At 76.5% G+C, this 19499-nt stretch carries 14 protein-coding genes and 1 tRNA gene; 7 read left to right on the forward strand and 8 right to left on the reverse strand.

All coding sequences use genetic code 11. The features are described 5' to 3' along the window. The first annotated feature begins 81 nt into the window (after positions 1-81). Entirely contained in the window at positions 82-972 is an 891-nt protein-coding gene (locus C8E97_RS22145) for a 4Fe-4S dicluster domain-containing protein (protein WP_121007425.1), read from the forward strand. Beyond that, the gene (gene nrfD / locus C8E97_RS22150) at positions 972-1952 is read left to right on the forward strand and encodes an NrfD/PsrC family molybdoenzyme membrane anchor subunit (RefSeq protein WP_121012100.1); all 981 of its coding nucleotides are present in this window, start codon (positions 972-974) and stop codon (positions 1950-1952) included. The genes C8E97_RS22145 and nrfD overlap by 1 nt, the downstream gene beginning before the upstream one ends. Positions 1953-2023: 71 nt before the next feature. Here the strand turns inward: nrfD and C8E97_RS22155 are convergent, their stop codons facing one another. The 3 genes from C8E97_RS22155 to C8E97_RS22165 all read right to left on the reverse strand — a co-directional run bounded on the left by C8E97_RS22155 (position 2024) and on the right by C8E97_RS22165 (position 5123). Next, a complete protein-coding gene (locus C8E97_RS22155; RefSeq protein WP_121007426.1) occupies positions 2024-3736 on the reverse strand; it encodes a SelB domain-containing protein in 1713 nt (570 codons plus the stop codon). After that, positions 3727-5016 (reverse strand): L-seryl-tRNA(Sec) selenium transferase, encoded by a 1290-nt coding sequence (selA, locus tag C8E97_RS22160; RefSeq protein ID WP_121007427.1) that lies wholly within the window; start codon positions 5014-5016, stop codon positions 3727-3729. The genes C8E97_RS22155 and selA overlap by 10 nt, the downstream gene beginning before the upstream one ends. Positions 5017-5028: 12 nt before the next feature. After that, positions 5029-5123 (reverse strand) — tRNA-Sec (locus C8E97_RS22165). Positions 5124-5310: 187 nt separating this feature from the next. On the opposite strand from C8E97_RS22165, the gene selD reads away from it, so the two are divergent. Continuing rightward, positions 5311-6315 carry a selenide, water dikinase SelD gene (selD, locus tag C8E97_RS22170; protein WP_121012103.1) on the forward strand — a complete coding sequence of 335 codons (1005 nt, stop codon included), beginning with the start codon at positions 5311-5313 and terminating at the stop codon, positions 6313-6315. A gap of 146 nt (positions 6316-6461) precedes the next feature. Beyond that, on the forward strand, positions 6462-8084 hold the full coding sequence (locus tag C8E97_RS22175) for a cation:proton antiporter (RefSeq protein ID WP_121007428.1): 1623 nt from the start codon (positions 6462-6464) through the stop codon (positions 8082-8084). Between the two features lie 191 nt (positions 8085-8275). On the opposite strand, the gene C8E97_RS22180 is transcribed toward C8E97_RS22175, so the two are convergent. Beyond that, complete coding sequence (locus C8E97_RS22180; protein ID WP_121007429.1) at positions 8276-9496, reverse strand: MFS transporter; 1221 nt, start codon at positions 9494-9496, stop codon at positions 8276-8278. 94 nt (positions 9497-9590) lie between these two features. On the opposite strand from C8E97_RS22180, the gene C8E97_RS22185 reads away from it, so the two are divergent. Next, the gene (locus tag C8E97_RS22185) at positions 9591-10511 is read left to right on the forward strand and encodes a LysR family transcriptional regulator (protein ID WP_121007430.1); all 921 of its coding nucleotides are present in this window, start codon (positions 9591-9593) and stop codon (positions 10509-10511) included. Between the two features lie 221 nt (positions 10512-10732). Here the strand turns inward: C8E97_RS22185 and C8E97_RS22190 are convergent, their stop codons facing one another. The 3 genes from C8E97_RS22190 to C8E97_RS22200 form a co-directional block, all read right to left on the reverse strand. Continuing rightward, positions 10733-12751 (reverse strand): P-loop NTPase family protein, encoded by a 2019-nt coding sequence (locus tag C8E97_RS22190; protein WP_121007431.1) that lies wholly within the window; start codon positions 12749-12751, stop codon positions 10733-10735. Positions 12752-12947: 196 nt separating this feature from the next. Then, on the reverse strand, positions 12948-15455 hold the full coding sequence (locus C8E97_RS22195) for an EAL domain-containing protein (RefSeq protein WP_147455203.1): 2508 nt from the start codon (positions 15453-15455) through the stop codon (positions 12948-12950). After that, positions 15455-16042, reverse strand: coding sequence for an RNA polymerase sigma factor (locus C8E97_RS22200; protein WP_121007433.1), 588 nt, complete (start codon positions 16040-16042; stop codon positions 15455-15457). The genes C8E97_RS22195 and C8E97_RS22200 overlap by 1 nt, the downstream gene beginning before the upstream one ends. Positions 16043-16573: 531 nt before the next feature. On the opposite strand from C8E97_RS22200, the gene C8E97_RS22205 reads away from it, so the two are divergent. Continuing rightward, positions 16574-17350 carry an SAM-dependent methyltransferase gene (locus C8E97_RS22205; protein WP_121007434.1) on the forward strand — a complete coding sequence of 259 codons (777 nt, stop codon included), beginning with the start codon at positions 16574-16576 and terminating at the stop codon, positions 17348-17350. A gap of 249 nt (positions 17351-17599) precedes the next feature. Here C8E97_RS22205 and C8E97_RS22210 read toward each other — a convergent pair whose 3' ends face one another. Next, positions 17600-18478 (reverse strand): RNA polymerase sigma-70 factor, encoded by an 879-nt coding sequence (locus C8E97_RS22210; RefSeq protein WP_121012106.1) that lies wholly within the window; start codon positions 18476-18478, stop codon positions 17600-17602. A 246-nt stretch (positions 18479-18724) separates the two neighbouring features. Here C8E97_RS22210 and C8E97_RS22215 point away from each other — a divergent pair, with 246 nt between their 5' ends. After that, positions 18725-19465 carry an SDR family oxidoreductase gene (locus C8E97_RS22215; protein WP_121007435.1) on the forward strand — a complete coding sequence of 247 codons (741 nt, stop codon included), beginning with the start codon at positions 18725-18727 and terminating at the stop codon, positions 19463-19465. Positions 19466-19499: the final 34 nt, after the last annotated feature.

The raw sequence follows: 19499 nt of genomic DNA on the forward strand, positions 1-19499 counted from the left end.
TGCGCGGAGCACCGGCACGCGGGGCGTCGACGAGCGGGGCACGGGTGCCGACACGGGTCCGGCGCACACGGAGGAGGAGTCGTGACCGAGAACAGCCTGTACGGGCGGCTGGACGACGTGGCGGGCGAGGCCGGGTACGACGACCACCCGCCGCGCGTGGGCTTCTTCACCGACACGTCGGTGTGCATCGGGTGCAAGGCGTGCGAAGTGGCCTGCAAGGAGTGGAACGGCGTCCCGGCGGCGGACTTCGACCTGCTGGGCATGTCGTTCGACAACACCGGGCACCTCGGCGCGAACGCGTGGCGGCACGTGGCGTTCGTCGAGCAGCCCGCGCCGCCGGAGCCGCAGGACCTCGGCATGCCCTCGTTCGACCGGCCGGGCGACGCGGCGGGACCGGAGGCCCGCACCGACTTCCGCTGGCTGATGGCGTCGGACGTGTGCAAGCACTGCACCCACGCCGGGTGCCTGGACGTGTGCCCGACCGGCGCGCTGTTCCGCACCGAGTTCGGCACGGTCGTCGTGCAGCAGGACATCTGCAACGGCTGCGGGTACTGCGTGTCGGGCTGCCCGTACGGGGTGATCGAGCGGCGGGAGGGCGACGGTCGGGCGCAGAAGTGCACGCTGTGCTACGACCGGCTCCGGGCCGGCGAGGAGCCCGCGTGCGCGAAGGCGTGCCCGACCGACTCCATCCAGTTCGGCGAGCTGGACGAGCTGCGCGACCGCGCCGCCGCGCGGGTGGCGACGCTGCGGGAGCGCGGGGAGGTCGGCGCGCGGCTGTACGGCGCGGACCCGGACGACGGCGTCGGCGGCAACGGCGCGTTCTTCCTGCTGCTGGACGAGCCGGAGGTCTACGGCCTGCCGCCGGACCCGGTGGTGCCGACCCGCGACCTGCCCGCCATGTGGAAGCGGGCGGGGCTCGCGGCGGTCGCGTTCGCGGCGGCGGCCGTGGCGGCGTTCGCGGGTGGCCGCTGATGCGCGACGACCCCGCGCCGCGGTTCCGCTCGTACTACGACCGACCGGTGCTGCAACGGCCGGCGTGGCGGTGGCCCGTGCCCGCCTACCTGTTCGCGGGTGGTCTGTCGGCCGGCTCGACGTTGCTCGCCGTGGGCGCGGACCTGACCGGGCGGCCCGCGCTGCGGCGAGCCGGGCGGCTGGGCGCGCTGGCGTCGCTGGGCGCGGGCACGGTGTTCCTGGTGGCGGACCTGGGCAGGCCGGAGCGGTTCCTGCACATGCTGCGGGTGGCCAAGCCGACCTCGCCGATGAGCGTGGGCACGTGGTTCCTGGTCGCCTACGGGCCGGGCGTCGGCGCGGCGGCGGCGGCCGAGGTGCTGCCCGCGCGGTGGCGGGCGGGCCGGCTGCTGCGGTGGCTGGCGCGGCCGGCGGGGCTGTCGTCGGCGGTCTTCGCGCCCGCCGTCGCCTCCTACACCGCCGTGCTGCTGTCGCAGACGGCCGTGCCCGCGTGGCACGAGGCGCACCCGGACCTGCCGTTCGTGTTCACCGGGTCGGCGGCGGCGTCGGCGGGTGGGCTGGGCATGGTGTGCGCGCCGGTGTCGCAGGCCGGTCCGGCGCGGGTGTTCGCCGTCGCGGGCGCGGTCGCGGAACTCGTGTCGTCGCGCGTGCTGGAGTCCCGGCTGGGGCTGGTGCGCGAGGCTTACGCGACCGGGCGGGCGGGTCGGCTGCGGCGCTGGGCGGAGCTGCTCACCGCCGGTGGGGCGGTGGGCGCGGCGCTGGCCGGGCGGAGCCGGTGCGCGGCGGTGCTGTCCGGGTTGGCGCTGCTCGCGGGCAGCGGGTTGCAGCGGTTCGGCGTGTTCGAGGCCGGGGTGGCGTCCACGGAGGACCCGAAGTACGTGGTGGTGCCGCAACGCGAACGGGTGCGGTCGTCGGAGGCCGGGACGCGCGCGACGAGGTCGCAGGGCACCGCGTCACGGGACGCCGCACCACCGGAGGTCTGATCGCGGAACACCGCGTCGCGCGGCACCGCGTCGCCGACCTGGGCACGGGGCGGGAGCCGGGCGGAGCCGGGTCACGGGATGACGCGGGTGTCGCCGGGCAGCCGCCTCGTCAGGCCGAGCGAGTCGAGCAGTTCCAGCAGCGGCACCGCGACCCGCCGCGTGGTGCCCAGCGCCGCCTTGGCCTCGCCCACCGTGAACGGTCCGGGCAACCCGGCCAGCACCCGCGCGGCCCGCTGGGGCGCGTCGGGTGCGAGCACCACGCCGTCGGTCACGCGGATCAGCCTGCCGACCCGCACGGCCGCCGCGAGTTCCCGAGTCCGCAGCCCGAGTTCCGCCAGCCGGTCCGCGTCCGGCGCGCGGAACGGCGACCGCGCCAGGTCGGCCTCCACGGCCGCGACCGCGCGGTCCACCGCGGCGGGCAGCGCGGGCGGCGCGGGCACGTGCCCGTCGACCACGCGCAGCCCCGCCCGCCCGGCCACCTGCCCGACGACGTCGCGCGGCACCCCGAGGCGGTCGCCGAGGGCGTCCACCGGCATCCCGGCGGCCAGCGGGTGCCCGCCCCGCCAGTCGGCGACCGCCTCGGCCGCCCGCCGGGCCAGCCCGGCCCAGTGGTCCGGGTCGAACCGCCACCGCCCCACCGGCACGCCGACGTCGCCGAAGCCGAGCGACCGCAGCTCGCCTGCCTCGACCAGGCCGCGCGAGCGCAGGTGGGCGACCGCCGGGTCGCCCGCCAGGTCCGCGCCGCGCCGCCGCGCCGCGCCCCGGCGGGTCAGCGCGGGCGGGCGCGGGTCGAGCACCAGGACGCCGGCGGCGATCCGGCGGCGGCCGGGGTCGCGCAGCAGGCCCCGGTCCCCCGCGCGCAGCGGCAGCGGGCGGGCCGGCACCAGCCGGGCGGTGTCCGCGCCCAGCGGCCGGACGTGCACGGGGACCGCCGCCGAACCGACGTGCAGCACGAGCCGGGTGGGCAGGTCCGCGGCGGTCACCCGGACGTCCAGCTCGCCGGTCGACCGCCACGCGCCGACGGTGAGCAGCGCGTCGCCGCGCCGGACCAGCTCGCGCGGCACGCCGCGCAGGTTGACCGCGACGCGCGCGACGCCGGTGACCCGGCGCGCCGGCTCGCCGAGGGCCTGCAACCCGCGCACCGGCACGCGCCTGCCCGCCACCTCCAGCTCGTCACCGACCTCGATGGTCCCCGCGCCGAGCGTGCCGGTGACGACCGTGCCCGCGCCGGCCACGGTGAACGACCGGTCCACCCACAGCCGCACGTCGGCCGCCGGGTCGGGCTCGGGCAGCGAGCGCGCCACCGCGTCCAGCCCAGCGCGCAACGCGTCCAGGCCCTCGCCGGTGCGCCCGCTGACCACCAGCGCCGGCGCGCCGCGCAGCGACGTGGCGGCCAGCCGCGCGCGGGCCTCGGCCAGCGCGGGCGCGGCGTCGGCGAGGTCGGCCCGCGTCACCACGAGCAGGCCGTGCCGCACGCCGAGGCCGTCCAGGGCGGCCAGGTGCTCGGTGGACTGCGGCATCCAGCCCTCGTCGGCCGCGACCACGAACAGCACGGCGGGCACCGGTCCGACGCCCGCCAGCATGGTGGTGGTGAAGCGCTCGTGGCCGGGCACGTCGACGAACGCCACCGGTCCGCCGGGCAGCGTCGTCCAGGCGAAACCCAGGTCGATGGTCAGGCCGCGGGCGCGCTCCTCGGCCAGGCGGTCCGGCTCCATCCCGGTCAGCCGCCGGATCAGGGTGGACTTGCCGTGGTCGACGTGGCCGGCGGTGGCGATCACCCGCATCGCAGGACGGCCTCCCGCAGCGGGCCGTCGTCCGCCGGGTCCACGGTGCGCAGGTCGAGCAGGCAGCGCCCGCGCTCGACCCGGCCCACGACCGGCGGACGCCCGGCGCGCAGGGCGGACGCCCACCGCTCGGGCAGGCTGACCGCCGCGCTGGGCAGCTCCACGCCGGGCGCGCCACCACCGCCGACCGCCGCCGCGCTCGGCACGGCGACGGCGTCGACGCCGGCGGCGACCAGCCGCCCGGCCAGTTCCCCGGCACGAGCGCGCAGGTCGGCCACGTCGGCGGCCAGCGCACGCGCCACGGGCGGCGGCGGGCCGAGCAGGGTGGCCTCCAGGGCGGCGAGGGTCAGCTTGTCGACGCGCAGCGCGCGGGCCGCCGGGTGGCGGCGCAGCCGGTGCACCAGCTCGGCGGCACCGAGCAGCAGCCCGGCCTGCGGTCCGCCGAGCAGCTTGTCGCCGCTGGCCGTGACCACGGCGGCCCCGGCGCGCAGGGCGCTCGTCGCGTCCGGCTCGTCGGGCAGCAGCGGGTGGGGCGCGAGCAGCCCGGACCCGACGTCGACCACGAGCGGCACGCCGAGGCCGGCCAGCTCGGCGTCGTCCGGCGTGCCGGCGAAGCCGGTGACGCGGAAGTTCGACGGGTGCACGCGCAGCACGAACCCGGTCTCCGGGCCGATCGCCTCGGCGTAGTCGCGCGGGTGGGTGCGGTTGGTCGTGCCCACCTCGCGCAGCCGCGAGCCCGCCGAGGTCAGCAGGTCGGGTATGCGGAACCCGTCGCCGATCTCCACCAGCTCGCCCCGGCTGATCACGATCTCGCGGCCGGGCGCCAGCACCAGCGCGCACAGCAGGAGCGCGGCGGCGTTGTTGTTGACCACGTGCACGTCGCCCGCGGCCGGCACCGCGGCGGCCAGGGCGGTCAGCGCGCCGCGCCCGCGCCGGGCCCGCTTGCCGGTGCGCAGGTCGAACTCGACGTCCGTCCAGCCGGTGGCGTCCGCGACGGCCGCCGCGGCGGCCTCCGACAGGGGCGCGCGGCCGAGGTTGGTGTGCACGACGACCCCGGTCGCGTTGATCACCGGCCGCAGCGAGGACGCCCGCGCCGGCAGCGCGGCGAGCACGGCGTCCACCACGCCGGCGGGCGCGACGAGCCCCTCCCGCGCCCGCTGCTGCGCCCGGACGACGACGTCCTTGACCAGGGACCGGCCCAGCGCCGCCACGGCAGGCGCGAGCCTCGGGTCGGCCAGCACCAGGTCGGTGCGGGGTATCGCGCGCCGGGCGTCGGTCACCGGGCGCCGCCGTGGCGGAGGCGGACGGGAATCGAACCCGCCAGCGACAGGTGCTGCCGCTCAACGGTGTTGAAGACCGCGCCGGCCACCAGGCCGGGTACGCCTCCTCGCGCCATCGGCCCATCGTGCCGGCCCGCGCGCCGCCGTGCTCGGCGCGAACCGCCCCGCTTGACCCGGCGTGGCGCCCCGCACACGATCGAGTTCCACGCCGCCCACGGCCGGCCCGCCCCTCCCCGGCCGCTTCCCGAGCGTCCCACCGTGCGCGCGGTCGCCCTACCCGCCACGCTGGTCCGGGTGACGACCCTCGCCGGACACCGGTTGACCCAGCACGCCCGCGGCGGCGGCTGCGCCTGCAAGATCCCTCCCGGCGAGCTGGAGGAGGTGGTGCGCGGCCTGACCGCCGCGCCGCCGCCGGACCCGCTCGGCGAGCTGGTCGTCGGCCTCGACGCGGGCGACGACGCGGCCGTGGTGCGCGTGCGCGGCGGCCTCGCGCTGATCGCCACCACCGACTTCTTCACGCCCGTCGTGGACGACCCGTTCGACTGGGGTCGCATCGCGGCGGCCAACGCCCTGTCCGACGTCTACGCGATGGGCGGCGAGCCCGTGGTGGCGGTGAACCTGCTCGCGTGGCCGCGCGGGGTGCTGCCGCTCGAACTGGCGACCGAGGTGCTGCGCGGCGGGCAGGCGGTGTGCGCGGAAGCGGGCGCGCACCTCGCCGGCGGGCACAGCGTCGACGACGCCGAGCCCAAGTACGGGCTGGCCGTGACCGGCGTGGGCGACCCGGACCGCCTGCTGCGCAACGACGCCGGCCGGGCGGGCACGCCGTTGTCGCTGACCAAGCCGCTGGGCGTGGGCGTGCTCAACAGCAGGCACAAGGCGACCGGCGAGGTGTTCCCGGCGGCGGTGGCGACGATGACCGCGCTCAACCGGGACGCGTCGCGCGCGGCGCTCGCGGCGGCTGCCTCGTGCGCGACCGACGTGACCGGTTTCGGGCTGCTCGGGCACCTGTACAAGCTGGCGCGGGCGAGCGGCGTGACGGCGGTCGTGGACGCCGCGGCGGTGCCGTACCTGGACGGGGCGCGGGAGGCGCTGCGGGACGGCTACGTCAGCGGCGGGACGCGGCGCAACCTCGACTGGGTGCGCCCGCACAGCGACCTCGCGGCGGTGCCGGAGGACGAGGCGCTGCTGCTGGCCGACGCCCAGACCTCGGGCGGGCTGCTCGTGGCGGGCGAGGTCCCCGGCGCACCGGTGATCGGCGAACTGGTGCCGCGCGGCGAGCACACCCTCGTCGTGCGCTGACACCGCGCCCCACCACCGACACTGGACCGCTCCGGTACCGGACGGCCGCCACGACCAGGGGAAGTCCGGCCCGGCGGCCGGGCGTCGAGGGGCAGGGAGCGGGTTCGTGGCCCAGCATGGTGGGGCACAACCGCGGAGGAGGACGCGTGCTGGAGGTCGTCGCCGTCTCGGTCCTGGCGCTCGTGGTCATCGCCGCCGCCGCGGCGCTCGCGCCGAAGGCGGGTCTCCCCGCCCCGCTCGTCCTCGTGCTGGTGGGCATCACCGTCGCGGTGGCCCCGGTGCTCGAGGACGTCGAGGTCGACCCGGAGTGGATCCTCCAGGGCCTGCTGCCGCCGCTGCTCTACGCCTCCGCGGTGTCCATGCCCGCCATGAACTTCCGCCGCGAGTTCCGCGCCATCAGCGGCCTGTCCGTCCTGCTGGTCGTGGCGAGCGCGCTCGTGCTGGGCGCGCTGTTCTCGTGGCTCGCGCCCGGCGTCGGGTTCGTCTGGGGCGTCGCGCTCGGGGCGATCGTCAGCCCCACCGACGCGGTCGCGACCTCGATCATCAAGCGCACGGGCATCCCGCACCGCGCCCTGGTGATCCTCGACGGCGAGAGCCTGCTCAACGACGCCACCGCCCTGGTGCTGCTGCGCACCGCGGTCGTCGCCACGGCGGCCGGGTTCTCCTTCTGGGGCGCGGTGGGCACCTTCGCGTACGCGATCGTGGTCGCGGTCGTCGTCGGCGGCGTCGTCGGGTGGGCGAACCTGGCGGTCCGCCGCCGCGTGCCGGACGCGACGGTGAACACGATCCTGTCGTTCACCGTGCCGTTCGTGGCGGCGGTCCCGGCCGAGCTGCTGGGCAGCTCCGGCCTCGTCGCCGCCGTCGTGGCGGGGCTGATCACCGGTTCGCGCGCGCCACGCGTGCTGCCGCCGCGACACCGGATGTCGGACGCGCAGAACTGGGCGAGCGTCGAACTGGTCCTGGAAGGCGTGGTGTTCCTCGCGATGGGGCTCCAGCTGTCCACCATCCTGAGCGAGGTGCAGCGCGAGCGCACCGGCCTCGGCACGGCGATCTGGATCGCGGTGGGCGCGCTCGTGGTGGTGCTGCTGGTGCGCGCGGCCTACGTGGCGCCCCTGCTGTGGGCGCTGCGACGGCGCGCGGCGCGCGGGCAGGCGCTCCAGCCGCGCATCGCCGCCGTGGGCAGACGCCTGGAAGCCGGTGAACCGGTACTGCGCCGGCACACCCACGCCACCCCGCGCGACCTGCAACGGTTCGCCACGCGGGTGCGCCGCTCCCTCGCCGACATCGACTACCTGCTGCGCCAGCCGCTGGGCGTCCGGGAGGGTGTGGTGGTGGTGTGGGCGGGGATGCGCGGCGCGGTCACCGTCGCCGCCGCGCAGACCCTGCCGGAGGACACGCCGCACCGCCCCCTGCTCGTCTTCGTGGCGTTCACCGTGGCCACCGCGTCGTTGCTGGTGCAGGGCGGCACGGTCGGTTTCCTGGTCGAACGGCTGTTCCCGCCAGGTCCGCCCGACGAGACCGACCGCGCCGAACAGGACGCCGAACGGCGACAGATCCGGGCACTGCTCGACGAGGCGGCCCGCACCACCCCACGCCGAGCGGGCTCGTCCGACGACGAGCACCACCTAGCGGTACTCAACGCACAACGCGCGGCACTCCTGGACACCCGCGACGAGGGAACGTTCGACGCGGAAACCCTATCCGCCGCACTACGCGACCTGGACGCCCGACAAATAACCCTGGAACTACGCGCCACCCCCACCACATAACCCTCCGCCCCACCCACTCCGCCTCACCCCATCCCGTGGCCCGTACTCCGTGCCCCACCCCCGCCCACGCCCCACTCCCACCCCCGCCCACGCCCCACTCCCACCCCCGCCCACTCGCACCCTTGCCCCGTCCCTCACCCCGCTCCCGCTCCCACCCCCACGCCGCGAGGCCGCCGTCGGGTTGTCGCGCCTCATTTTCCGTCGATCACGCTTTTCGATCGACGGGAAATCAGGCGCGACGGCCCGACCACAGGGCGGCCGAGCCGCCGCGACGAAGTCGCGGCCAATCCAACACAGCACGCCCCCAGCCACATCACCGCGGTGAGCCCGAGCCCGTCGACCACCAGGCCGCCCCCGAACGCGCCCAGCGCGATCGCCCCGTTGAACACCCCCGAGAACAGCGCGGAGGCCGGCTCGTGGGCGTGCGGCGCGGCGTTGAGCAGCCAGGTCTGCGTGCTCACCGAGACCGCGCCGTAGGCCAGTCCCCACACCACCAGCAGCACCGACGCGACCGGTACCGACGTGCCCACCAGCGGCACCAGCGCCATCGCCGCCGCGAGCACGCCGCTGACCACCAGGAGCGTCGCCCGGGGTGAGCGGGCCGCACCCGCGCCGCCGGCGAAGTTGCCCACGACACCCGCCACCCCGTAGGCGAGCAGCAGCGCCGCGATGGTGCCCGGCGTGGCGCCGGACACCTCCTCCAGCACCGGCCGCACGTAGGTGTAGGCGGCGAAGTGCCCGACGACCAGCAGGACCACCACGACGAGCCCGGCCCGCACCGGCGGGTGGCCCACCAGCCGGAACGTGTCGCCCAGCCGCAGCCGCCCGCCCGCGGGCAGCCGGGGCAGCGCGAACACCAGCGCGACCAGCACGGCCAGCGCCAACCCGCCCGCGAGCGCGAACGACGCCCGCCACCCCACGACCTCACCGAGGTGGGTGCCCGTCGGCACGCCCAGCACGGACGCCACGGCGACACCGCTGAACACCAGCGACGTCGCCGGCCCCACCGCGCCCGGCGGCGCGAGGCGCGCGGCCAGTCCCCCGGCGAGGGACCACACCCCGCCCACGCCCAGCCCGACCAGCACCCGCGCGACCACCAGCACGGCGAACGAGGGCGACCACGCCGCCAGCGCGTTGCCCAGCGCGAGGACCGCCATCAGCGCGGCCAGCACCGCCCGCCGGTCGGTCGCGCCGAACAGCGGCACCAGCAGCGGCGCCGACACCGCCGCGACGAGACCGGTCACCGTGAGGCTCAGCCCGGCGGCGCCCTCCGTCACGTCCAGGGCTCCGGCGATGGGGGTCAACAGGCCCACGGGCAGCATCTCGGAGGTGACCACGGTGAAGGTCGCCAACGCCAGCGCCGCCAGGGCGGACCACGCGCGCACGCCGTGCCGTTCGTCGATCTTGTGCATGTGGTCCACACAACCGGCGGGCGGGAGCGGGAACAACGGCCGATCACTCACGCTTGCATGAGCGTGACTACTCGATCGCACCGGGAGGGCGGACGTGAGCGGTCTGGAGCTGCGGGAGCTGGAGGCGTTCCTCGCGCTCGCCGAGGAGCTGCACTTCGGGCGGGCGGGTCGGCGGCTGTACGTGTCGCAGAGCCGCGTCAGCCAACTGCTGCGGTCGCTGGAGCACCGCGTCGGCGCGCCGCTGGTCGAGCGGACCAGCCGCCGCGTCCGGCTGACCCCGCTCGGTGAGCGCTTCCTCGCCGACCTCGGACCCGCCTACGCGGCGCTGCACCGGGCGGTGGACGAGGTCCGCGCGGCGGCGCGCGGTGTCGGCGGGTCGCTGCGGGTCGGGTTCCAGGGCGCGGTCGACGGCCACCTCGCGGACGCGCTCACGCTGTTCGGCGACCGGCACCCGGACTGCGCCGTCGACCTGGTGGAGATCCCGCTGTCCGACCCGTTCGGCGCGCTGCGCAGGCGGGAGGTGGACACGGCGGTCGTGCTGCTGCCGGTGCGGGAGCCGGACCTGGTGGTGGGCCCGGTGTTCTCGCGGCACGACCACACCCTGGCGGTGGCGGCCCGACACCCGTTCGCCGCGCGGGAGTCGGTGAACGCCGAGGAGCTCGCCGAGTGCAGGGTCATCGGCATCCACCAGGACGCGCCCCGGTACTGGCGCGCCGTGCACGCGCCGACCCGCACGCCCGCCGGCCGTCCGGTGCCGGCCGGACCCGCCGTGCACACCCTCCAGGAGGGCCTGAGCCTCGTCGCGGCGGACCGGGGCGCGATGCTGCTGTGCCGGGCGACGGCCGCGCACCACCGGCACCGCAGCTCGGTGGCGTTCGTGCCGGTCACCGGCCTGCCGGTGTCGGAACTCGGCCTCGTCCGCCACCGCGACGACACCCGGCCCCCGGTCCGGGCCTTCGCGCGGGCCGTGGTGGAGACGCTGCCCGAGGAGACCGACAACGCGCTGACCGGGTGACCCCGCGGGCACTCGCGGCTCGCCTTACCAGGTGGCCGCGATGCTGGTGCAGAACGACGATGAACCGAATGTGGAGCCGATGATCACCCAGTAACACGCCTGGTCGAGAAGTGTCCTCCCCGCGCGAGCGGGGGTGGTCCGTGCGCCGCCGCCTCACGGCCTGCGGCGTTGATGTCCTCCCCGCGCGAGCGGGGGTGGTCCGGACCTTCGACAGGCCGCCGTCACCGCCCGCCGCAGTGCTCGCGCCAGTGCTCGAACCGCGCGAACAGCTCCCGCGCCGTCGCCCGGAGCCCCACGAGCCCCTGAGGCAGCCGGTGGTGGACGTCGGTGTGCTGTTCGAGGTCGTCGAGCATCGCGAGCAGCCGGGTGAACTCCGCCCGCACCGCCGCGGTGTCCGGTTCCGCCGCCTGGTGGGCCTCCCGCCACAGCCGCGTGACGAGCGTGAGCTGCGCGGTGACCCCGCTGACGTCGTGGTGACCCAACGCCGCGCGCTCGGCCCGGATGACGTCGCGGTGCCGGTCGAGGGTCGACGGGTCGCGCTCCAGGCACGAGTCGATCCAGCTCAGGTCGAACCGGCACGCCAGCGTCAGCGGGTGGGAAGGGCCGAGGTGGGCGGCGCAGTCGTCGGCCAGCGCCGCGATCCCCGCGCGGCGGCGCGCCGTGTCCTCCGGCGTCGCGGTGGTCCAGCCCAGCCAGGCCAGGTCGCGCCGCACGGTCAGCACGTCCGGGTGGTGCTCGTCCAGGTGCCTCCTGCGCACGTCGAGCACCCGGCCGAACAGGGTGCGGGCGCGGGCGTGCGCGCCGGTCAGGTGCGCGAGCAGCGCCACGGCCCGCGTGAGCCTGGTGGCGAACAGCTCCCACCGGGGCGGCAGGCCGCCGTGGCGGGTGACGTGGTCGACGACGTGCTCGCAGTGCGGCGCCAGCGCGGCCCAGCGGGACAGGTGGTCGGGATCGGTGGTGGACAGGTGGGTGGTGGTGCCGTCCAGGACGGCGGTGCACAGCGCGAGGTAGGGGTGCGGCGCGGCGAGCAGGTCGGGCTGGTGGCGGTTGGCCTCCCGGATCAACGGGTGCAGCAGCAAGCAGCGGGTGGTCGCGGTGGAGGCGCGGGGGTCGTGGAAGGTGACCTCGTCCACCAGGCCGAAGTCGGTGAGGGCGGTGAGGGTGCGGGCGACGTCGATGCCGGTGATGCCCTGGAACAGCGGCGAGTGGGCGAGGATGTCGGCGTCGACGACCGTGTACGGCAGCGGGGCCTGCGCGAAGCACGCCAGCCAGCGCAGCAGCGGGCGCGCCCTGGGCAGGCCGAGGTCGGCGAGCAGGTCCAGGCTCAGCTCCCACGTGCGGGTCAGCAGCGCGCGGTCGGCCAGCCCGCCGCCCAGGAGGTGCAGCCGGTCGACGCGGGGGAACTGCTCGCGCAGCACGCGCCGGTAGTGCTCGAAGTCGACGGGGAGGTCCAGCCCCGGCACGGGCGGGAGGTCCGCCGCGGCCCGCAGGTAGCGCCCGGCCAGGTGCAGGGCCAGCGGCAGCCCGCCCAGGGTGCGGGCCAGGCCCAGCGCCTGCTCGCGCGTGCCCGCGCGCGGCGCGAGGGCGAGCAGCAGGTCCGCGGCGTGCCCGGCGGCGAGCGGGCCGACCGGGTGCAGCCGGGTGTCCGGCGGCCAGGTGTCGGTGTTGCCGTCGCGGCTGGTGATGACGACGGCCCCGGTGCGCTGGCGCAGGGCGGGCAGCCAGGGGCGGTGGGTGCGCGTGTCGTCGGCGTTGTCGATGACGACCAGCCACGGCCCGGTCGCGGCGGCCAGCGCGTCGGCGAGGACGCCGATCGGGGACCGGGTGCCGGTCCACGCGGCGACGACGTGGTCGACCGGCGCGCCGGCGTTGAGCGCGACCTCGCGGAAGCCGGCCGACAGGGACGGGTCGGTGGACGCGTCGATCCACCACACCCTGGTCCGGGGGTGCCGCCGGAGCACGTGGTCGGCCAGGGCGAGGGCCACGGCGGTCTTGCCGCTGCCGCCCGCGCCGTGCAGGACGACAGTGGCGCCGTCCTGGCGCAGGGTGAGGTCGGCGAGGGCGTCGAGGAGCCGGTCGCGGCCGTGCAGGTCGATGGTGAGCCGGTCGATCGGCGGCACCACCGACACCAGCCCGGTGACGACCGCGGGCTGGTGTCCACTGTGGATGGAGACGGCCCCGTGGACCGAGCCGACCTGGATCACGACCGCGTGGTGGTCGCCCGTGACGCGGTTGTGCACGTCTCCGGGTGTTGTCGGCCCTGCTGGCGGTGTGCGCACCATGTGCGGCCTTCCGGGGGTGTGCGGGCAGGGGGGCGAGCGGGCAGGGGGCGTGCGGGCAGGGGGCGTGCGGGCAGGGGGTGAAGCGGGCGGGACGCGGCGGGAGCGCCACCGCGACGCCGTCGCGCCGCGGTGGCCGTCCATCCACAGAGGACCGTCAAACGGCGATGACGCCGCCCAGGAGGTCCTGGATCTTCTGCGGCGCAAGGGGTCCGCCGAAGAACAACCCCTGCCCCAACTTCGCGGACAGCCGGCGCGCGTTGTCGCGCTGCGCCGCGGTGGTGATGCCCTTGACGGTGACCTCGTGGGTCAGCTCGTTGCCGATCCGGATGAGGTTCGCGGCCACCGCCTGCCGGCACTGCTCCTGGGACGAACCGTCCAGCGAGGCGGTCAGCTGCGGCGGGATCACCACCGTCTGGAGGGTGAGCTTGGGCAGCGTGTCGTAGCGGGAGAACTCGGTGCCCAGGCCGTCCAGCGCGAGGGGCACGCTCAGCCCGCCCAGGTCCAGGAGGTGGCTGCGCGGGTCACCGTGCTCGTCGACCACGGCGGACTCGGGCATCGACAGCATCAGCTGGGACGCGGGCAGCACGGCCTCCTCCAGCGCGGCGCGGACGTGGACGACCAGGTCGCCGTTCCGGGCGAACCGGCGCGGGACGTTGACGGTGACGCGCGGCGCGGCCTTGCCCAGCGCCTTGCGCCACCGGGCCGCCTGCCGGACCACCGTGCGCAGCATCCACGGCACCCACGGCAGGGTCAGGCCGATCTCGTCGGCCAGCGCCACCAGGTCGTCGGCCGGCCGGACCCGGCCGTCCGGGTGGTGCCACTGCGCCGACGCCTCCGCGCCCACCACGACGCCGTCGCGCAGGCGCACGATGGGCGTGTAGGCGATGGTGATCTCGCCGTCCTCCAGCGCGCGGGGCAGCGCGGCGAGCAGGCGCACGCGGTCCTCGTCCGGGTCGCCGTGCGCCCGGCGCGGGAGCACCGCCTGCCACGGGGTGCCGCGGTCGCCGCCGACGTGCAGCGAGAACCCGGCTCGCGCCAGCAGTTCGACCGCGTCGGTGTCGCCGCGCGCCTCCGCGACGCCCACCGCCGGTGCCAGGGCCAGCTCCTGGCCGTCGATGCACATCGGCTCCGACAGCCAGTCCACCAAGCGCCGCAGCGTCCCGGTGACGCCGTGCCAGCTGTGCGGGTCGGTGAGCAGGACGCCGAAGGTGTCGCGGTCGAGCCGCCCCACGGTGGTGGCGGGCATTTCGGCGACCGCGGCGACGACGCGGGCGGCCAGCGTGGTGACCACCTTGTTGCGCACGCCCGGTCCCAGGGCGCGGGTGATGGTGTTGAGGTCGCGGAACCGCAGGGCGCACAGCCCGATCGTGGTGCCGGGCCGCGCGTCGTCCAGGTGGGACTGCACGCGGTGCAGGAAGTTCCGCTGGTCGGGCAGCATGGTCACCTCGTCGTGGTCGTTGCCCGGCAGCAGCGCCCGCTGCCACGCGCGCAGGACCGTGGTGTCGTGCAGCAGCACGAGGAACCGGCCGGCGGGGCCGTCGGCGCGCCACTCCACCGCCGCGGACACCCTGGCGACGGGCGCGCCGGCGGCGCCCACGAGGGCGAGTTCGACGCCCGCGGCGGGTTCCTCGCCGGTGCTCGCCTCCGCCAGCGCGGCGGCCAGCGCCGCGCGATCGCCCTCCGCCACGACGTGGTCGCCGAGGTGGGTGCCCACGAGCGCGTCGGCGGGTCTGCCCAGCAGCGCGCACAGGGCCGGGTTGGCGTGGGTCACCGTGCCGTCCGCCGCCAGCGCGCACCCCGGCTGCGGCGACCGGTCGAGCACCGCCTCGTCCAGCCGCGCGCCCGGCGGCGGCAGCGGCGGTCGGCGCGCCGCCGCCCACGCCGCGCTGGTGATCCGCAGCTGCTCGTCCAGGACCCGGTCCCGCGCGCCGTCGGCGAAGCCGCCGGCCAGGGCCGCGATCACCTTCGACCGCCTGCCCGCGGTCGCGCCGCGCCTGGTCTCCAGCCACGGGATGATCAGCTCCAGGACGTCCTGGAAGGACTGCGGCGTCAACCGCAGCCGCAGCGCCAGCTCCCGCCCGATCCGCTGGGCGGGCCACTCGCCGGGCCCGCGGCCGGACACCTCGCGCGCCAAGGCGTCCGCGAACCGCGTGAGTTCGTCTTCCAGCTCGTCGCTGGTCATCGCCAGGTAGCTGTTGGCGGACATGGTGCGCGCCCACTCGGCCACGGTGTCCGCGAAGCCGACGGTGTCCGCGATGCCAGTGGTGGTGTCCACCAGGCCAACGCCGTTCACGGTGCCGATGGCGTCCACGGTGCCAACGCTGTGCTCCACGGTGCCCACGCTGTGCACGGTGTCGGCGGTGTCGATGGTGCCGGCGGTTCCGGCGGTGTCGATGGCGTCGGCGGCCTCCACCGCGTCCACCGCCCGGACGACCTCGCCGCCGGGCGGTGGCGTCGCGCCTGCCTCGTCGTCGCCGGGCACGCCGGCCGGCGCATGGGCGGCGTCCCCGCCGGCGAAGATCCACGCCAGCACCGCGTCCTGCTCCGCGACGCTGGTCCGGGCCGGCCGCGCCGCCGCCAGCAGCGCCAGCTTCTCCGCCGCGGCGCGCCGGCGCGCGAACGCCGCCGTGCCGGGTACCCACTGCACGATCCGCTGCCACATCACGCGTCACCCCTGTCCTGTTGTCCCCCGTGGCCTCCCCGCCGGGGGTCACCACGCCCCGGACCGCCACGCCGAGCCGTCCGGCCGTTCGTCTCGCCCAACCGCTGCCGGGCCTCCCACAGGTAGTTCGACACGGTGTGGGGTCGGCAGCCCAGCATCTCGGCGATCTCCCCCGCGGCGAACCCGGCCACGTTGAGCCGCAACGCCTCCCGCAGGTGCACCGGTAATCGGTCGACGTCCGCGAGCACCTCCCGCAGCAGGCAGCTCGCCTCCGGGGTCCACCCCGGCGCGATCACCGCCCGGTGCCAGTCCTCCGGCTCGATCGGGGACGCCTGCCGCCGCCGGTTCCGCGCGCCGTCCCGGATGCCGTTGAGGGCCACCGCGTACAGGTAGCTCCACCGCTCGCCGTCGAGGTCCCGCCAGTGCGCCCACAGCTGGTGGAACGCTTCGTTCGCGATCGCCTCGGCGTCCAGGTACGGCGCTTTGAGGTGGATCAGGTTGCGCAACTTGTCGTAGTGGGCACGGAAGAACCGCGTGAACTCCTCCGCGACGTCGTCGTCGCGGTCGTGCGGGGGAATGTGGATCACGGACTGTCGCCCCGACCCGTCCTCGCGGCGAGAACCGTTCGCAGTGCCGTCCGTCGCGCGTCACCGGCGGCGCGGCGCGCCGCCGGTTCCCGTCCTCTCCCGGCGCACGCGACCACGACCGACCGGTGCACCGCGCGGCAAACCCGCCGACCGGGCCACCGGCCCGCCGACCCGGCCGCGCCCGGACGTCCGGGCGCGTCCACCGCGATCTCCTCGTGGGGCAGCAACACACAACCCTTCGAACTCGAACGGCCAAGGCAGCACGTCCCGTCGCGGACGTACACCCCTCAGCACTCCGCCGGACCGCCGATATCCGTGCCGCACTCGCGATGTTCACTCGAAGGGCCCATGCCCCGTGCGGCGCGGACCGGTGAGACCACTCGAATGGCGACCCGCGCCACGGGCAGGGTGGACCGAGGGCCGCCCCCGCCGCGGCAGCCGGGTGACGACGTCCACACCACTTCCCACCCCTTGGGCCTCCCGCAGAAGTGCGGACCGGCTCTATGATCATCTTCAGCGGAAGGAGCTGCCGTGCCCGACCACCCGGACCGCCACGCGCCAGCCGACTTCGACAGACCCAGCACCGCCCGCGTCCACGACTGGCTGCTCGGCGGCACGCTCAACACCCCCATCGACCGGGATGCCGCCGCGCCCGCCCTCGCCGCGCTCCCGGACCTGCCGGGCATCGTCCGCCGCAACCGGGCGTTCCGGAACCGGGCGGTGCGCCACCTGGCCGCCTCGGGCATCCGGCAGTTCCTCGACCTCGGCGCGGGCCTGCCGACGATGACGCCCACCCACCGCGTCGCCCACCAGCACGACGGCGACATCGCCGTCGTCTACGTCGACCGCGACCCGACCACCGTCGCGCACTCGCGGCACCTGCTGGACGGGGTCGCGCGGGTCACCGCGGTCCGGGCCGACCTCCGGCGGGCCGACCAGGTGCTGCGCCACCCGGAGGCGCGCGGGCTGCTCGACCTCGACCGACCGGTGGGCGTCCTGGCGGTGGACGTCCTCGACACCCTCACCGACGACGACCGGCCCGGCCACGTCCTCGACGCCTACCTCGACGCGGTGGCGCCCGGCAGCGCGCTGGTCCTCACGCACCTCGCGACGGCGGCCGGGACCTCGGAGGAGCGTGGCACGGACCTCCTGCCCCGCGTCGCGCGGCCGCCGCGCGCCATCGCGGCCTGGCTGGCGCGCCTCACCCTCGTGGAGCCCGGCCTCACCGCGCCGGAGGCGTGGGGCGCGGGCGTCCCGGCGCCGGCGCCGCCCCACACCGTCGTGTGCGCGGTCGGCCGGCTGCCGTGAGGCGTCGGCGGGCGGACGGGTAAGGCGGCACGGGCCGGGCGCACACGGCCGAGCGGACGGAGCAGGACGAGCAGAACCGGTCGGACGCAGCCGAGCACAGGGCAACGAAGCGCACACGGCCGAGCGGACGCAGTCGACGCACGCAGTCGACGCACGCGGCCGGGCGGTCGCAGACGAGCGGGCACGGCCGAGCGCACGCGGCCGGACGGGTGCCACCGATGCCCGCGCGGACCGCGCCGCCGGCCCGGCTCAGCCGACCGCCGCGAGCTTGCCGGGGTTCATCATCCAGAAGATCCGGTCGACGCCCTCCTCCGACGCCGCCACCGTCAGCACCGCGAACGCCACGCCGTCCCGGCGCAGCACCGCCGCGCCACCGCCGTTCACCGTCGCCCAGGACACCTCGGCACCCGCCCAGAAGCGCCCGGCGAACGCGCGGACGTACCGGGCCACCCTGCCCGCGCCGCACACCGGGATGCGCGACGCCCGCACCACGCCGCCGCCGTCGGCGTAGCTCACCACGTCGGCGGCGAGCAGCTCCTCCAGCGCCGCCAGGTCGCCCTCCCGCGCGGCGGCCACGAACGCCGCCAGCAGCCGCCGCTGCTCGGCACCGCCGACCGGCGCGCGGCGCTCGTCGGCGAGGTGGCGGCGCGCACGGCTGACCAGTTGGCGCGCCGCGGCCTCCGTCACCTGGACGATCTCGGCGATCTCGCGGTAGGAGTAGTCGAACGCCTCGCGGAGCACGTACGCCGCGCGCTGGGTCGGCGTCAGCTTCTCCAGCAGCAGCAGCACGGCGACTTCCAGCGCGGCGTCCCGCTCCGCGCCCAGCTGCGGGTCGGCCGAGGTGTCGACGGGCTCGGGCAGCCAGGGGCCGACGTAGACCTCGTGGCGCGCCCGCGCGGTGCGGCCGGCGTTGATCGCCAGCCGGGTGGTCGTGGTGGCCAGGTACGCGGCCGGGTTCCGCACCTCCGACCGGTCGCGGGACTGCCAGCGCAGCCACACCTCCTGCAGGAGGTCCTCGGCGTCGGCGGCGCTGCCCAGCATCCGGTAGGCGATGCCGAACAGCCTCGGCCGCACCTCGGCGAACACGTCGACCGCCCGGACCGGCTCCGCGCCGACGCCTTCCGCCATGATCGGCACGTCCTCTCCCCTGCCGCGCCAGGACTTCCGCGATCGTACCCGGCGCCCTCCGCCGATGATCACCTCCTCGGCGGCGTCACCGCCCGGCGCCGGACCACCGCACGCGACCGTCGGCCGCCCGGTCGGGTGATCCCGGCCACCGGCGGCGGCCGCGCTGTCACGATCCGGCGCTCCCCGCTGTCCTGGCTGGTGCGGGGCGTCCCGGACCGACCGGGGCGTCGACGAGAGGAGGCACCCATGAAGGTCGTCGTCATCGGCGGCACCGGGCTGGTCGGGTCGACCGTCGTGGCCCGGCTGGGCGAGCACGGGCACGAGGCGGTGGCGGCGGCGCCCTCGACCGGGATCGACGCCATCACCGGCAAGGGGCTGGCGGAGGCGCTGCGGGGCGCGGACGCGCTGGTCGACGTGTCGAGGTCGCCGTCGTTCACCGAGGAGGACGTGTCGGCGTTCTTCCGGACCGCCACCGCCAACCTGGTCCGGGCCGCTCAGGACGCCGGGGTCGGGCACTACGTCGCGCTGTCCGTGGTCGGGGCCGACCGCGCGCGGGAATCGGGCTACCTGCGCGCGAAGGTCGTGCAGGAGGGCCTGGTCCGCGCGTCCGGGCTGCGCCACACGGTGGTGCGCGCCACGCAGTTCTTCGAGTTCGGTGGCACCATCGCGGACTCGGCGACCGCGGACGGCGTCGTGACCCTGCCGGACGGTGGCGCGCAGCCGGTGGCCGCCGCCGACGTGGCCGCGGCGGTGGCCCGCATCGCGGTCGGCGCGCCGCACGACGGCCTGGTGGAGGTCGGCGGTCCCGAGGTGTTCACCGTGGCCGACTGGGTCCGGACCGTCCTGGCGGCGCGGCACGACCCCCGCACGGTGGTCGCCGACCCGCGCGCCCGCTACTTCGGCGCGCTGCTGGACGCGAAGACCCTGGTGCCCGGCCCCGACGCGCTGATCGGCGAGGTCCGGCTGGCGGACTGGCTGTCCCGCTGACCCCGCGCCCGCGCCGGGCACCCGCCACCCGGCG

Origin of the sequence: Saccharothrix australiensis, from assembly GCF_003634935.1 — a bacterium.
Classification (GTDB): domain Bacteria; phylum Actinomycetota; class Actinomycetes; order Mycobacteriales; family Pseudonocardiaceae; genus Actinosynnema; species Actinosynnema australiense.